The sequence below is a fragment of the Mariniblastus fucicola genome, from assembly GCF_008087665.1.
Taxonomy (GTDB): Bacteria; Planctomycetota; Planctomycetia; order Pirellulales; family Pirellulaceae; genus Mariniblastus; species Mariniblastus fucicola.
Map to the genome: position 1 here is coordinate 2,540,364 of NZ_CP042912.1, position 14,405 is coordinate 2,554,768.

At 52.6% G+C, this 14,405-nt stretch carries 12 protein-coding genes; 8 read left to right on the forward strand and 4 right to left on the reverse strand.

Annotated elements, in window-relative coordinates; all coding sequences use genetic code 11:
- Positions 1–190: 190 nt before the first annotated feature.
- Positions 191–1,486, reverse strand: a complete 1,296-nt coding sequence (locus tag MFFC18_RS09340; protein ID WP_075082234.1) for a DegT/DnrJ/EryC1/StrS family aminotransferase — start codon at positions 1,484–1,486, stop codon at positions 191–193.
- Between the two features lie 452 nt (positions 1,487–1,938).
- On the opposite strand from MFFC18_RS09340, the gene MFFC18_RS09345 reads away from it, so the two are divergent.
- The 6 genes from MFFC18_RS09345 to nqrF all read left to right on the forward strand — a co-directional run bounded on the left by MFFC18_RS09345 (position 1,939) and on the right by nqrF (position 8,017).
- On the forward strand, positions 1,939–3,288 hold the full coding sequence (locus MFFC18_RS09345; RefSeq protein WP_075082235.1) for a Na(+)-translocating NADH-quinone reductase subunit A: 1,350 nt from the start codon (positions 1,939–1,941) through the stop codon (positions 3,286–3,288).
- 6 nt (positions 3,289–3,294) lie between these two features.
- The gene (locus MFFC18_RS09350; RefSeq protein WP_075082236.1) at positions 3,295–4,620 is read left to right on the forward strand and encodes an NADH:ubiquinone reductase (Na(+)-transporting) subunit B; all 1,326 of its coding nucleotides are present in this window, start codon (positions 3,295–3,297) and stop codon (positions 4,618–4,620) included.
- Positions 4,610–5,503, forward strand: a complete 894-nt coding sequence (locus MFFC18_RS09355) for a Na(+)-translocating NADH-quinone reductase subunit C (RefSeq protein ID WP_075082237.1) — start codon at positions 4,610–4,612, stop codon at positions 5,501–5,503. Before MFFC18_RS09350 ends, MFFC18_RS09355 begins: the two co-directional genes overlap by 11 nt.
- On the forward strand, positions 5,496–6,125 hold the full coding sequence (locus MFFC18_RS09360) for an NADH:ubiquinone reductase (Na(+)-transporting) subunit D (protein WP_075082238.1): 630 nt from the start codon (positions 5,496–5,498) through the stop codon (positions 6,123–6,125). The genes MFFC18_RS09355 and MFFC18_RS09360 overlap by 8 nt, the downstream gene beginning before the upstream one ends.
- Positions 6,125–6,727 (forward strand): NADH:ubiquinone reductase (Na(+)-transporting) subunit E, encoded by a 603-nt coding sequence (gene nqrE, locus MFFC18_RS09365; protein ID WP_075082239.1) that lies wholly within the window; start codon positions 6,125–6,127, stop codon positions 6,725–6,727. Before MFFC18_RS09360 ends, nqrE begins: the two co-directional genes overlap by 1 nt.
- A gap of 63 nt (positions 6,728–6,790) precedes the next feature.
- The gene (nqrF, locus tag MFFC18_RS09370) at positions 6,791–8,017 is read left to right on the forward strand and encodes an NADH:ubiquinone reductase (Na(+)-transporting) subunit F (RefSeq protein WP_075082240.1); all 1,227 of its coding nucleotides are present in this window, start codon (positions 6,791–6,793) and stop codon (positions 8,015–8,017) included.
- Positions 8,018–8,222: 205 nt separating this feature from the next.
- On the opposite strand, the gene MFFC18_RS09375 is transcribed toward nqrF, so the two are convergent.
- On the reverse strand, positions 8,223–9,245 hold the full coding sequence (locus MFFC18_RS09375; RefSeq protein ID WP_084416777.1) for a PEP-CTERM sorting domain-containing protein: 1,023 nt from the start codon (positions 9,243–9,245) through the stop codon (positions 8,223–8,225).
- 255 nt (positions 9,246–9,500) lie between these two features.
- On the opposite strand from MFFC18_RS09375, the gene MFFC18_RS09380 reads away from it, so the two are divergent.
- Both MFFC18_RS09380 and MFFC18_RS09385 read left to right on the forward strand, forming a co-directional pair.
- Positions 9,501–10,157 carry a sigma-70 family RNA polymerase sigma factor gene (locus MFFC18_RS09380; RefSeq protein WP_075082242.1) on the forward strand — a complete coding sequence of 219 codons (657 nt, stop codon included), beginning with the start codon at positions 9,501–9,503 and terminating at the stop codon, positions 10,155–10,157.
- Positions 10,154–12,721 (forward strand): serine/threonine protein kinase, encoded by a 2,568-nt coding sequence (locus MFFC18_RS09385; protein WP_075082243.1) that lies wholly within the window; start codon positions 10,154–10,156, stop codon positions 12,719–12,721. Before MFFC18_RS09380 ends, MFFC18_RS09385 begins: the two co-directional genes overlap by 4 nt.
- On the opposite strand, the gene MFFC18_RS09390 is transcribed toward MFFC18_RS09385, so the two are convergent.
- Positions 12,722–13,570, reverse strand: a complete 849-nt coding sequence (locus tag MFFC18_RS09390) for an alpha/beta hydrolase (protein WP_157665017.1) — start codon at positions 13,568–13,570, stop codon at positions 12,722–12,724.
- Positions 13,567–14,403: a serine aminopeptidase domain-containing protein gene (locus MFFC18_RS09395; protein WP_148618762.1), complete on the reverse strand. Its 837-nt coding sequence runs from the start codon at positions 14,401–14,403 to the stop codon at positions 13,567–13,569. The genes MFFC18_RS09390 and MFFC18_RS09395 overlap by 4 nt, the downstream gene beginning before the upstream one ends.
- Positions 14,404–14,405 lie beyond the last annotated feature (2 nt).

The following is a 14,405-nucleotide window of genomic DNA, read 5'->3' on the forward strand; positions in this document are numbered from 1 at the left end:
TCGTCGGTCCTGGCATCGTCCGACAGCACCTGTTGGGATTGCGTTAAGCTCAACGATTGTTGTCTAGACCCCTCAATCATTTGCGCCTGCCGCAGTCACGAAACACTGTCGTGGAAAGTGATTAGCATTTCCCTCAGGATGTGGATTACGATCGCGGCTGGCAAGAACGCGGCCGAATATATTCGGAAGCTTATTCGAAACGCAGCAGACTTGGAACGTTTTGACTCGAACGGCTGCACACTCGATTGGCGATTCTGGCCATCTGATCCAAATCTGAAACTTGCATGCCATCGCAGAGTGGCAGAAAAACCATGCGATCAACGATTGAGCTGGCCACTGGTAACGCTGTAATTTGAGTCGCCGAAATTGCCGGTGATTTGGCTGGTCGAGTCGGCTCAACGACCGATAAACTGCTGCGCCGAGTCGCATCAAATCCGTGCTGGGAAAGTTCTGCCACCAACTGCTGGGCCGATCTCGCATCGCGTGTGCAAACCGGAGTCACCCAGTATGTCGACTCGCTTGAATCGACCGTCGCAAGTGATTCGCTGACTTTTGAGGACGAACCCGCCAGCCGCAAGTTATTCAAACGGTATGACAAACGGTTGGCCTGAGCGATTCGGCGATTCAACGCCAGCGAATCGAACGATTGCAATCGACGCGCCAGCAGACTCAACAGCGCGGTCGAAGGTTGCTGCCGAATTCGAGCGAAAAAGTCGGATCCCGCAAATCCTCGAGCCAATGAAGAAACCACTCTGTCAGGATTGTATCCTGCCACTCGCAGCGCAGAAAATAACAAGCCCGCGCAACGGCGATTGGAAGCTGCTTTAATGCCCAGGTACTTTAGCACCCGTCGGCCGAACTTACGGTTGCTGTGCTGGGGATAAGTCGACTCGATGGATCGCATTCGGTTGCGAATTTCATCATCGCGAATCTGCAAAATTCCTCCGCCGAGTGCCGTGGAAGATTTGATCGGACCGAAGCTGAACATCGAAACGTTGGCGATCGAACTGCCCGAGTCTCCTGCTGAAAAAGCCTGAGCACAGTCTTCGATCAACAGCAGGTTGTGCTTTTTCGCCAGTTCAGCAAATGGCTCCAGCGGAATACGTTTGCCAAACAAATGTGCGATGACCAGGGCTTTGCTGTATGGCGTGATGGCTCTGGCTACCGCATCAACGTCAGGAGCCATCGTGGCTTCGTTAATGTCGACCGGCACGACGCGAAACCCATTTCGCTCGACAATCCGCGGCATGTCGGGAATCGTCAATCCCGACATGATGACTTCGGAGCCTGTCGGCCAGCGAACCGACTGCAGCATACAATCGAATCCGGTCCGGACCGAAAGTGAGACAACCGGGTCGTTTTCCGGCCAGATTTTCGCGATCAACGACAGCGCGTTACGTCGATCCGGCAAGCGGGAGAAAAAAGAAACATTCAACGCGAAAAGCAAATCTGACCAACCGATCTCAATTTGTTTTCGAATCCACATACGGCGCCTGTGAACGGGAAGAGCCAGAAGTAGCTATCACATTGTACCGGTTTCGGGGGGTGTGAAGTGATGCTTTTTGTGGAAGCAACATTCGCAGGTCAACGAGCGTTGCTTAGCCTTCCAAGAAAATGCGATACGGGTGTCGAAATTCAAATTGATGTGCGATTCTGACGATTGCGTTCGCTTATCCAGTTGGAGTATTCGAGCGATTTATTTCAGGCAAAAACCCGCGATTTACCGGAAATAGTCTGTGAAAATTTTCACGAAGTCGATACTATTTCGGGCGATTGAGCGGTCTGTTGGCGGGAGAGGTGCGCCGGTTAGGTGAAAATCTCCTCACCACCCCAAGACGAAATCGCTCACTCAAGATAGCATCCTCATTTTTAAAACAGTGGCGATTGTCGCACGACGCGACGGCTAATCTTTTCCACCACGACCGCACGGAATATTCCATGCTCAAAACAATCAAAAAGGGATTGGATGTTCCAATCTCCGGGCGACCGGAACAGGATATTTCTGACGCCCCTGCCGTGGCAACGGTAGCCTTACTCGGTGACGACTATGTCGGCATGAGGCCAAAATTGCTGGTTGCCGAAGGTGACAAGGTCAAAATTGGCACACCGGTTTTCGAAGACAAGAAAACGCCCGGCGTCATTTTTACTTCTCCGGCCGCCGGCACGGTCAAGGAAATCAATCGCGGTGCCAAGCGACGTTTCCTTTCGCTCGTGATCGACGTCGATGGTGACGCCGCGGAGTCGTTCGACAGCTTCAACGACCTTGGCAACTTGAGCCGCGATCAGGTTCAGGAGTTGCTGGTCAAGTCCGGGCTGTGGACGGCACTGCGAACGCGTCCGTTCAGCAAAGTCCCGGAACCGGGCACCGAACCGCATTCGCTGTTCGTGACCGCAATCGATACAAATCCGCTGGCGGCTGAGCCCGAGTTGATCATCGAATCGCAAAAGGAAAACTTTGTCAGCGGCCTGACGGTTCTGTCGAAGCTGACCGAAGGCAAGACTTACGTTTGCACTCGCGAAGACTCTCGCGTCCCGGGCGAAAACGTTCCTAACGTCAGCTTTGCCCAATTCGCCGGTCCGCATCCAGCCGGCCTGGTTGGCACACACATTCACTTTCTCGATCCGGTCAACGGAAAGAAAACGGTTTGGCATATCAATTACCAGGATGTGATTGCCGTCGGGCAGCTGTTCACGACTGGCAAGCTGAATCCTGAACGAGTCATCTCGCTGGCTGGTCCTCGCGTGGAAAAACCTCGACTGCTTCGCACGCAGCTTGGTGCCTGTCTGGATCCGATTCTTGAAGGCAACGCAGATCTGGATAACGCTCGCGTTGTTTCCGGTTCCGTTTTGACGGGTCGCTCTGCAGAGGCACCGGAAAACTTTCTGGGACGATATCACAATCAGGTTTGTGTGCTCGAAGAGGGTACCAAACGTGAGTTTCTTGGGTGGCAGTTGCCTGGTCCGGACAAGTATTCGGTGACGAAAATCTACGCGGGTTCGTGGCTGAAGAAGCTGTTCCCGATGACGACCAGCAGTGGCGGATCCAAGCGAGCCATGGTTCCGATGGGGACTTACGAAAAAGTCATGCCGATGGATATCCTTCCGACGCAGTTGTTGCGTTCCATCATCGTCGGTGCTCAAACCGGCGACACGGAAGAAGCGTTGCAGTTGGGTGTTCTTGAGTTGGATGAAGAAGACCTGTCGCTGTGCACTTATGTTTGCCCGGGAAAGTACGACTACAGTTCGATCCTGCGAGAAAACCTCACGCTCATCGAGAAAGAAGGATAACGGCAGATGTTGAGACAAATGCTGGACAAGGTGGAGCCGCTTTTTCATAAAGGCGGACCACTGGAGAAGCTTTATCCGCTGTACGAAGCGAACGATACGTTTCTGTACACGCCGGGAGAAGTCGCGCATGGAAAGACGCACATTCGTGATGCGATCGACACCAAGCGTATGATGAGTATGGTGATTTTGGCGCTGCTGCCGTGTATTTTCATGGCCTGCTACAACACCGGATATCAGGCTCAGAAAACAATTGCATTGACCGGTTACACGCCGCCAATTCATGACGTTGGCGAAATGATCTGGAGCGGTTCGTGGCGTTATGCGGCTCTCGAAGCGATCGGCGTCAATGTCGCCGGGCTCGAAGGTGGTTTCCTCAGCCCCCAAAACATTTTGCCGTGCTTCATCCACGGTCTGCTGTTCTTCCTTCCGGTCTACATCGTCTGCATGGCGGTGGGCGGAACCTGCGAGCTGATTTTCAGCGTGATTCGCGGCCACGAAATCAACGAAGGATTCCTGGTGACGGGGATGCTGTTCCCGTTGACGCTGCCTGCAACGATTCCGCTGTGGCAAGTCGCAGTCGGCATCGCGTTCGGTGTCGTGATCGGTAAAGAGATCTTCGGCGGAACGGGCAAGAACTTCCTCAACCCGGCTTTGACGGCCAGAGCGTTTTTGTACTTCGCCTATCCCAAGCAAATCAGTGGCGACAAAGTTTGGACGGCGGTCGGAACGTTCGGCGAAACGGCGACCTCGGATGCTGTCGATGGCTATTCCGGGGCGACGATGCTGGGCTATGTTGCCAACGCAAAAGAAGGCACCGTTTCAGAAGTCATCACTCAAATGGGTGTGGATACGACTTCGGCGACGGATTGGTGGAGTTGCTTCATTGGAAACATTCACGGATCGATGGGCGAAACCAGTACGCTGGCTTGTCTGATCGGTGCGGTGATCCTGATCGCAACGGGTGTTGGTTCGTGGCGTACGATGGCAGGTGTCGTCGGCGGCATGGTGGCGTTCTCCGGTTTGCTGGCGATGCTTGGATTTGACTCGCCGATCATGAACCTTGGGCCGCAATGGCATCTGGTGATCGGTGGCTTCGCCTTCGGCACCGTGTTTATGTCGACCGACCCGGTTTCGTCGGCGATGACGAACAGTGGACGGATCTACTACGGAGTGTTAATCGGCTTCCTGACGATTCTGGTGCGGGCAATCAACCCGGCGTTTCCGGAAGGCATCATGCTTGCGATCCTGTTCGCGAACGTTTTTGCTCCGCTGATCGACTGGTTTGTAGTCCAACGCAATATCAAGCGAAGGGAGGCTCGTTATGCCACTTGAGAACCTTAAAAAGAACAAGGACAACCCGATCAACACGGCGATTGTTGCCGGAGCGTTGTGTCTGGTTTGTGCTCTGATCGTTTCCACAGCGGCGTCGTCGCTGAAGACGATTCAGGAAGACAATATTGCGATCGACAGGAAGAAAAACCTGTTGGCTGTGACGAAGTTTCCAGCCGAATCGATGGCGGATAGCCAATCGATTTTGGATACGTTCGAAAAGAACTTCACCACGATCATCATCGACATGGAGACTGGCGAAGAGGCTCCTGATGAGGCGCTCAAGGCCATGCAGTCGATTGGCAAGACTTGGGACACCAAAGATGAATTGGAGAAGAAATACGACCAGTTCACGATTGCCAAAACGAAGCGTGACGCTGTCGCCGACGAGATCACGGGCGAAGACAAGGCCAACATCAAGTATCGCGAGAAGTACTCTTTCGTTTACATCCTCAACGATTCGGACGGGAACCCAAAGACTTACGTTTTCCCCGTTCGTGGTTACGGGCTGTGGTCGATGATGCACGGCTACCTTGCGGTCAAGCCGGACTTTCAAACAATTGAAGGGCTTGTGTTCTATGACCAGGCAGAAACACCTGGCTTGGGCGGCGAAGTCAAAAGCGAGAAGTTCAAAAGTCAGTGGCCTGGCAAAGAAATTTACGGCGAGGACGGCGAGGTCCAGATCAAGGTGATCAAGAACGCGGATACTTCTTACAAGCACGCCGTTGACGCTCTTTCGGGAGCCACGATTACTTCCAATGGAGTGACTTACGCTCTGGAGTACTGGTTGGGACCAGAAGGGTTCAAGCCATTCATCGAACGCAGAAAAGCTTCCTCTGGCAGCTCGGATACCGCGGATCAGGAAACAGGAGTTGGAAATGGCTAAAGCAAAAACAACCGCCGAGCTGATTACCGAACCAGTCTTTGACAACAATCCGATCGCGTTGCAGGTCCTTGGTATTTGCAGTGCCCTGGCTGTAACGACTCAGCTGACAACTTCGGTCACGATGGCTTTGGCTGTGATCGTGGTGACGGCGTGCTCCAGTGCAGCAGTTGCTCTGATTCGTGAGTACATCCCGTCGAGCATTCGGATCATTTGCCAGATGACGATCATCGCATCGATGGTCATTCTGGTGGATCAGTTTCTACGAGCTTTCTTTTACGACCTCAGCAAAGAGCTTTCGGTTTTCGTTGGCCTGATCATTACGAACTGCATCGTGATGGGCCGCGCGGAAGGCTTTGCGATGAAGAACAATCCGATCGCCAGTTTCTGGGACGGACTTGGAAACGGACTTGGCTACGGTTTGATCCTGGTCGTCGTCGGTTTCTTCCGTGAATTGCTTGGCAGCGGGAAGCTGTTCGGATTCACAGTGTTGCCACTTAAAGGCGACGGTGGCTGGTACGAGCCGAACGGTTTGATGCTGCTTTCGCCAAGTGCGTTCTTCATCATCGGAATATTCATTTGGGTTCTGCGAACCTACAAGCCTGAACAGATTGAGGCGAACTAATGTTTGATGTAAATCCTGCTGAACTGATAACGCTGTTTCTCAAATCAGCGTTCGTCGACAACCTGGCATTGGCCTATTTCCTTGGCATGTGCACGTTCCTGGCGGTTTCCAAGAATGTGAAAACGGCCCTCGGTTTGGGTGCGGCTGTGATTGCCGTTCAGGTAATTACGGTTCCTGTTAACTGGGTCATCAAGGAAGCCTTCCTGAAAGAAACCGGACTGGTCGGCGTGAACCTGATGTTCCTGAACCTGATTTGCTACATCGGAGTGATAGCGGCGATCGTTCAGATTCTGGAAATGTTCCTCGACAAGTTCTTTCCAGCTCTGTTCAACCAGCTTGGAATTTTCCTTCCGCTGATCACCGTGAACTGTGCGATTCTGGGCGGAACCCTGTTTATGGAACAACGCGATTACAACTTTCCCGAAGCCGTCGTGTTCGGACTCGGCAGTGGCTTCGGCTGGGCTGCTGCGATCGCAGGCTTGGCGGGTATCCGTGAAAAGCTTCGCTATTCGGATGTGCCACCGGGACTTCGCGGTCTGGGCATTACGTTCATCATTGTTGGACTGATGGCCCTTGGATTCCAGGCGTTCCTTGGTATCTAGTTTTTCGCGTTCTCCAGTTTCCTCGCAATTTTCAACCTTCGAACTTTGGTTGGTTAAAAAGTCATGATGCCTTCAATTTTCTTTGGCGTACTCGTTTTCACCTTGGTCATTCTGGCGTTGGTTGGGCTGATCTTGCTTGCTCGCAATTCCCTGGTGAATACGGGTGAAGTCAAAATCATGGTCAACGGTCAGCGTGAGATCGAAGTTCCTGCCGGCGGCAAACTGATGGGAGCACTCGCTGAAGGAGGCATTCTTGTGTCTTCGGCTTGCGGCGGTGGCGGTACCTGTGCTCAGTGCAAAGTCAAAGTCCTGTCCGGTGGCGGAGATATTCTGGACACCGAAAAAGGGCACATCAACAAAGGCGAAGCCCGCGAAGGCTGCCGTCTTTCATGTCAGGTGGCGGTCAAGCAGGACATGGAAGTCGAAGTTCCAGAAGAAGCGTTCGAAACCAAGAAGTGGGAATGCACCGTTCGCTCGAACGATAACGTCGCGACGTTCATTAAAGAGCTTGTGCTCGAGTTGCCAGAAGGCGAAGACGTCGATTTCAAAGCTGGTGGCTACATTCAGATCGAATGCCCACCTCACACCGTTCACTACAAAGACTTCGACATCCAGGACGAATATCATCCGGATTGGGACAAGTACAACGTTTGGCGTTACACCTCAGTTGTCGACGAAACCGTTGTTCGTGCTTACTCGATGGCCAACTACCCGGGCGAAAAGGGCATCATCATGCTCAACGTTCGTGTCGCTTCGCCGCCGCCACGTGCTCCGGAAGACACGCCACCGGGAAAGATGTCGTCATACATTTTCAACCTGAAACCGGGCGACAAAGTCACGATCTCAGGACCTTACGGTGAGTTCTTCATCAAGGAAACGGAAGCGGAGATGCTGTACGTTGGTGGTGGTGCCGGTATGGCTCCGCTGCGAAGTCATATCTTCGAGCTGTTCAAGAACCTCAAGACCGGTCGCAAAGTTTCGTACTGGTACGGCGGTCGTAGCCTTCGCGAGTTGTTCTACATTGACGAATTCCGTCAGATCGAAAAAGACTTCCCGAACTTCACGTTCAACCTGGCTCTTTCCGAGCCGTTACCGGAAGACAATTGGACCGGGATGACCGGTTTCATTCACCAGGTCGTCATCGACAACTACTTGAAAGACCATCCTGCTCCGGAAGACATCGAGTACTACTTCTGTGGTCCTCCGATGATGAACAAGTGCGTGATGCAGATGTGCGAAGAGTTCGGTGTCGAGCCTGAGAACATCTCCTTCGACGACTTCGGCGGATAACCTGCCTGAATTTACAGACGTAACACAGAATGGCGGCCTGAGAGGGCCGCCATTTTTTTGTGCACGACTTTCGACGTTTGAGTTTGACGCTCCAGGCACTGTTTGGTAGATCTGAGCGGCAAGGCGCTAGCCGCCGTTCCGTTGCGCTTTTTAACGGCGGCTAGCGCCTTGCCGCTCATGTTTGGCCACGTTGATGACATGAAAATCAATTGTCAAACAGTGCCTGGATTTGCCGACGTCGTCGCAAGATCAGAACGCTCGTCAACAAGTTGAGCACGACCAACGAGGAAGGTTCGGGAACGGCTGAGAATTGATAGTTGATGCCTTGTGACGATGTGTAGCTTGGAGCTGCCATGGGGTTCATGTTTTCATCATAGAAATTCAACTGTAGGTTCGCAGTGGACATGAAGTCATGAGAGATGCTTGATTCGGCCCACAGAGCATCCACGTTGTAGATTCGTGTACGGGCGAGCTCATCCCAGCCAATGCTGAGGGTGAAGGATGCCGGATCCCCGAGCAATGGGATAATTGCGGGCTGGGAGAGAGAATCGACTGTTAGCGAATTCGTTTTCGACTTTGGATCGAATCCAGCAATCTCTTCATTCAGCGTATCGCTACTTGAGACTTGATCGCCGTCCGTAAAAAACAGATCTGCAACTGCGTCCGGTTCCCACGACAAAAACGTTCTCAGGTTCGAATGAGTCTCGATTCCGGCGGAAGATTCGTCCTGTGAATCCAATCTCAGTTCATGCAACATCGATCCGTCGTATCCGATGCTTATTTCCATGAATCCAAAACTGTTGTCATTGATGTTGATGACGTCCTGAATGAAAGCTTCGGTGTTTCCCTCGAGCGTGTACTCACCCCAGCCATAGTCACTGCCGTTGTAGCCGATGAGGCTCAAGTCGACATCCATGCTGGACGTAATCTTTCCGCTTGCGGCATCGAGGTTAAACACTGACTGCACTGTCGAAGTATCAACGAGCTGATTCATTGCGCCATCCAGGCTGGCTGAGAGATATCCAGTGTCCGAAAACTCGGAGTCGTCGAGGCTGTCCGAGATATCGTTGGTGCCATTCGATATCGTGTATTCCGAATCTATGTAAGTAACTACGTTGCGCGGTAGAGAAATCTGAGCGGACACCGTCGTCGGCGTGAAAAGTGCGATCGCAGTCAATGTGGCGATGCCGTGCAGCATCGGTGATCTGTGGATATTCAGAAATTTCATGGTCTTCCTTACTGAGTCTAAGTCGTTCGCGATTGCGAGCAGAAATGTGGTCCAACGAAAGACCACGACCTACGCGGTTCATAGGAATTGATGCCGGACAGTAAGTATTTGGCCAAAGATTCTTGTCGATTGACGATTCCACGTTCGAAAAGCCTGTATTCGCCCCGCAAAAAAGATAAGAAATTGTTGGCAAAAACGAGCTCCAATTGGCATCATGAATGAAGCGGAGGATGTGTATTGGAGTTGGTGGGAACAATGGAAGAGCAAACCGGGGTGCCCGATACCGCGGCTCAGCCCGCGGTATCGGCGATTGAGGTCAGTTCGATAACGTTGCTGATTCGCGAAGCACGCGACGGAAATGCGGACGCGCGCGCGAAGGTGCTTCGCCAGCTTCAACCTTATGTCATCTCCATGGCCTCCCGGCACAATGCGGACTGGTTTCGGAACAAGCATGGCGTGTCTGACATCGTGCAACAGTCCTTCGTCAAAGTCATCGAAAACTTTGAAAGCTTTCGCGGATCATCAAGCGCCGAGTTTCGCGGTTGGCTAAAAACGCTGGTCATCAACGAGATTCGGCAAATCAACCGTGAGCTCAACCGTCAGCGCCGGGACGTTAAACGGGAACGCTCTCTTGATGGTGCGGCATCGGGGCCGGGAAGCAATGTCGTGCTCGAAGATCCGACACCTGCCAGCAATGCGATTCGCAATGAACAGCTTGCTCAATTGCAAACGGTGATCAATGAATTGGACGAATTTCCAAAGCAGGTTGTTCAGTTGCGTGCGTTTGAGAAACTTTCGTTTCGCGAGATCGCCAATAAACTAAATCGTTCCCAGGATGCGATCACCAAAACCTGGTACCGAACGTTGATACGGCTGCAAAAACGCATGGTAAAAGCCGAGGAAGATGAATGAGTCCGATCGATGAATCCGATCCTGGCGAGGAAGCATCGCTGGCTTCACTTTTGCAGAAGCTTTGCGAGCTCGAGGATTCGGGCGATGACAAATCGGTGATCGAAAAACAGTTGGAAGGTCTTTCAGAGTCCGAGCTGGCAGAACTCTTTGGCGCTGGCCAATGTATGAACTTGCTCAACCAACTGAAAGAAAGTGACTCTGAGAAGATCTCCAGAGTTTTGGTTGAGACTGCCCGCTCCCAGGAAACAGCGCCCGACAATCCTGCTCGATCGCATGCAAATATCCCGGATCAGATCGGACGTTACGAGATCGTTCGACTGGCTGCCCAAGGAGGTTTTGCGAATGTGTATCAGGCTCGAGACGTCAATTTGCAACGCAGCGTTGCACTGAAAGTTCCGCTCGTCGAGCGACTTGGGGACCAAAATGCGATCGAGCGGTTTCAACGCGAAGCCCGGGCGGTTGCGATGCTTTCACACCCCGGTGTTGTTCCAGTCTATGAAGCCGGAGGCGCCGACGGACAACCATTTATCGCGTTCAAATGGATCGAAGGATGTAGCCTGCACAGCTTTCTCAAGACTCGAAAGCAGCCGCTTCCCGCGAAGGAAGTAGCTTCAGCACTGAAACGTATTGCTGATGCCGTCGCCCACGCGCACGCCAAAGGAATCTTGCATCGGGATATTAAACCAGCCAACGTTTTGATTGAAGGAAGTGGCGAAAAAGGATCGACTCCCTGGAACGAATCCGTTTGCGTCACGGACTTTGGTCTGGCCAAACATTTCGCTGATGTTGAAGCCTCTGAGTTTAACACCGTCGATGGTTCGATCCTTGGAACGCCGGCATACATGTCGCCCGAGCAGGTTCGTTCGGAGTCTGAGATCGGACCACCATCAGATGTCTACTCGTTGGGCACCGTGCTGTATGAAATGCTTGTTGGCAAAACACCGCATCGAAAAACTGGCTATTCGGGAACGATCCGGGCGATCGAAACAGAAACTCCGGTGCCGATCGCGTCGTTTCGCAAGGATGTACCTGCAGACCTGATTGCAATTTGCGAAAAATGCCTCCGTAAAGATGCTGCCGATCGGTACCCAAGTGCTTTTGAGTTGGCAGGCGACCTGGGAAGATTCCTCGATGGCATTCCGGTTCAAGCGAAACCTCGAAGCCCATTCTACTTGCTGACTCGTTGGGCAAAGCGGAATCCGGTCGTCGCTTTCAGTCTCGGTTTGGCGTTTGCAGGATTGACGATTGGATTGACGGCGATGGCCTGGTCCAACGCAGAGATTTCTGCGGCGCGAGATGACTCGCAACGACAAGTCGAAGTGCTGGAGTCGATTTTCAACGATCTGGACTACAACCTTGACGGAGATGTTTTGTCGGAGCCTGATCTTCGTGATCGGCTGGCGATCCGTCTTATTGATAGTGTCGATCTTATCGCTGAATCGGCAGATCCAGAGAGCGCCAGCAGACTCATGGGGACACTCGGACGGACGCTTGCGACTCTTGGCCACCCTGAGGAATCCCGGGAAGTGGTTGAGCAGGCGATTAAAATCGGCGGCGATCGATTGACCTCTGATCAAAAAGATCGATTGCAGGTTCGACTCGCGGCGGCCGTGATGGCGCAGGGAAAGTTTGACGAATCAGCTGCTTCCTTGGGGGCGAGCATTGAACGAATTATCGAGAGCCCGACTCAGGAAACGCAGACCAAAGCGGATGCACTTATCTACTTTGCCGAATCACAGTTTCAATTGTCGAAACTCGCGAAAGAAACAATCGTCGACGCAAAGAACGGGTTCGAACGTCTGGAAAATTGGCTCCCGGAAAGTGGTCTTCCGGACAGGTACAAGCAACGCTACGTGTCCTATGCGAAATTTCGAGTGGCATGTTGCAACTATTCCAGTGCCATGAACGACGGAAATTTTGAGCTTTTGAACGATGCCTTCGACAACTACATCAAAATTTACGGCTCAGAGCACAGCAGTTCGATCAGCGCAGCCTACGCCATGGCGGCCAAACTGCGTCAACGCGGAAAATTCAAAGACGCGTTGAGTCTGTCGGAACAAACGCTGATCCATGCTCAGCGAAAATACGGATTCGATGCAATGCCTACGCTGCTTGCGTTTGATAGCGTGCTGGTAACTTGCGGAATGAACTCTGCCATCCCAAATTGCAAGAAACGAATGATCGAATTGCTGCCGGAAATGCAACGGTGCTGTGAGGCGGTTTTGGAAGACTTGGGCGAAACACATCCCAACATGCTTGTCATCTACGGCAATGTCGCAAATGCATGGGGCATCACCGGAGACCTGGACCAGTGCGTGAAGATTCGCCTTCGACTTCTGTCGCTCGCTGAAAAAGAGTTTGGTCGCAAGAGTGTGATTGCTCAGGGTCAGATTTGGGGGTTGGCCGCTGTTTACAATGAGCTTGGCGACGATGGAAAAGTAGGCAACTTGCTCGAAGAGTTTATCGCTGCCCGAGAGTCTGGAGTTCCTCTGGATGATCAAAAGGTGGAACTCGCTCGCAAGCAATTGAAGGAAGCAGCATTGGACTCTTCTGCCGATCAGTAGTTATCGTCCGATCAACATCGGTTTGGCAAATCGTCCCACAATCCAGTCCGTGATTCGATCGCAGGCGGCGCGACGATTTTCGATCAGACGAAACGTGTGCTCAGATTTCGGATAGTACTCAACCTGAAGCTGTCCGTCATCCGGTCTCAGGCCATACATCTCCTGAAACTGCGAACGACCAACGATGTCGTCGTAGCCATCGGTGTACAGGAAAAGCATCTGAACATCGCGGTGCATCAGCAAGTTCAGCTGTTCGACGACCACATCTCGGTTCAAACCAACATCGAAAAACTCGCTTTCATTGAAAGCGCTGGTCTCGGCATCGACTTCGCCGCGGCTGCTCGAAAGCCGACGTCGGATCGCGTTTCGCCAAAATCGATAGCGAAAGTATCGTGTGAAGCGACGGAAATAGTAGCCAAACGTTCGAAACACAATTCCATCCAGAAACACTGTCCCCACAATCCTCTTGTCTTTTACAGCGACTCGATGAGCGTTGTAGGCGCCGCTGCAGAGTCCCAACAAAGCGAACTGGTCAACGCCCGTTTCACGTTGCAGGAAATCCATCGCGTCGCCGACATCCAGCACCGCACGGTCTTCGATTTCATAAGATCCCGTTCGTGGCGCACTGTCGCCAAGTCCCGACAAGTCCAATCGCAGCGTTGAGAATCCGGCAGCGGCCAACTGTCTGGCGATATCAACATGGATTCGAAACGGACCCACTCGATGAACGATTCCTGCATTGAGAATTAAGGCGATCGGTGCGTTGGGGATGCGAACGTCCTCATCTGGCGTCGTCAGAATTCCAAACAGGCGTTTCTCAGGCCCAAAGTTGCAAACAGTTTCTTTCACCGGATTGTCTCCATACAAAGACGCAAAGCGCCGAAACGATCGAGCCTCGAAAACATGTCGTCGATCTTTTTTACGATCTGCCGCATCACTTTGGGACGCAGCCATGCCAGTTCAAGTTCATTGAGATCGTTCCATGATCCCGGACGGGGATCCTCGATAATCAATTGCGTGCCGGGTTCCGGATGTGAGTATGACTTTGCTTTTGATCGTTGGTCGGCAATCAGTTGTGGTTGAATGACGTCCGCCAGTTCAATCTTCATCGCTTCGATCTGTTCCAACAGGCAACGTTGGTAACGAGAGCCCAATATTTCTTCGATGGAATCGTCGTTCGGAGTCGACATCTTGCAGACCCACAGGTCCAGCATTGATTCGTGCATTTTCCGCAGCGAGTCGAGATAGCTCCGTCCGCAGAGAACGGGTTCCCACATCACGATTCCGTTGACGTCCGGGCGTTGCCTGGCGACTTGTGCAGCCAGTGCTGCGCCGAAACGGTGCCCGACCAGCATCACCGTTTCAGCCCCGCTTTCACGTTTGATATGCTCGATCGATTGCAGGATGTTTCGGTGCCACGAAACGAGGCTCTCGATCTGATCGACGCACTGCGCCGAGTCACCGATTCCGTGGTAGTCCATGCGCAAAACGTGAACTCCCTTTCTCGCAATCTGGTTGGCCATCAACCGCAGCGTCCAGTGCGTGCGATTATATTCCTGTCCAATCGAAGGGCAGATCACGGCAGCACGGACAGACCGTCCATTGGCGGCTTTGCCACGCGGTCGGTGGTACACACCAAACAATGGCGACTCGGGATGTCCAAAAAAGTGCTGCTTGATCATCG

What these genes read in the sequence shown, in the direction of transcription:
- MFFC18_RS09355 (WP_075082237.1), top strand. Translation starts at nt 4,610, where the DNA reads ATGCCACTTGAGAACCTTAAAAAGAACAAGGACAACCCGATCAACACG.
- MFFC18_RS09375 (WP_084416777.1), bottom strand. Translation starts at nt 9,245, where the DNA reads ATGAAATTTCTGAATATCCACAGATCACCGATGCTGCACGGCATCGCC.
- nqrF (WP_075082240.1), top strand. Translation starts at nt 6,791, where the DNA reads ATGATGCCTTCAATTTTCTTTGGCGTACTCGTTTTCACCTTGGTCATT.
- MFFC18_RS09395 (WP_148618762.1), bottom strand. Translation starts at nt 14,403, where the DNA reads ATGATCAAGCAGCACTTTTTTGGACATCCCGAGTCGCCATTGTTTGGT.
- MFFC18_RS09345 (WP_075082235.1), top strand. Translation starts at nt 1,939, where the DNA reads ATGCTCAAAACAATCAAAAAGGGATTGGATGTTCCAATCTCCGGGCGA.
- MFFC18_RS09385 (WP_075082243.1), top strand. Translation starts at nt 10,154, where the DNA reads ATGAGTCCGATCGATGAATCCGATCCTGGCGAGGAAGCATCGCTGGCT.
- MFFC18_RS09360 (WP_075082238.1), top strand. Translation starts at nt 5,496, where the DNA reads ATGGCTAAAGCAAAAACAACCGCCGAGCTGATTACCGAACCAGTCTTT.
- nqrE (WP_075082239.1), top strand. Translation starts at nt 6,125, where the DNA reads ATGTTTGATGTAAATCCTGCTGAACTGATAACGCTGTTTCTCAAATCA.
- MFFC18_RS09380 (WP_075082242.1), top strand. Translation starts at nt 9,501, where the DNA reads ATGGAAGAGCAAACCGGGGTGCCCGATACCGCGGCTCAGCCCGCGGTA.
- MFFC18_RS09340 (WP_075082234.1), bottom strand. Translation starts at nt 1,486, where the DNA reads ATGTGGATTCGAAAACAAATTGAGATCGGTTGGTCAGATTTGCTTTTC.
- MFFC18_RS09350 (WP_075082236.1), top strand. Translation starts at nt 3,295, where the DNA reads ATGTTGAGACAAATGCTGGACAAGGTGGAGCCGCTTTTTCATAAAGGC.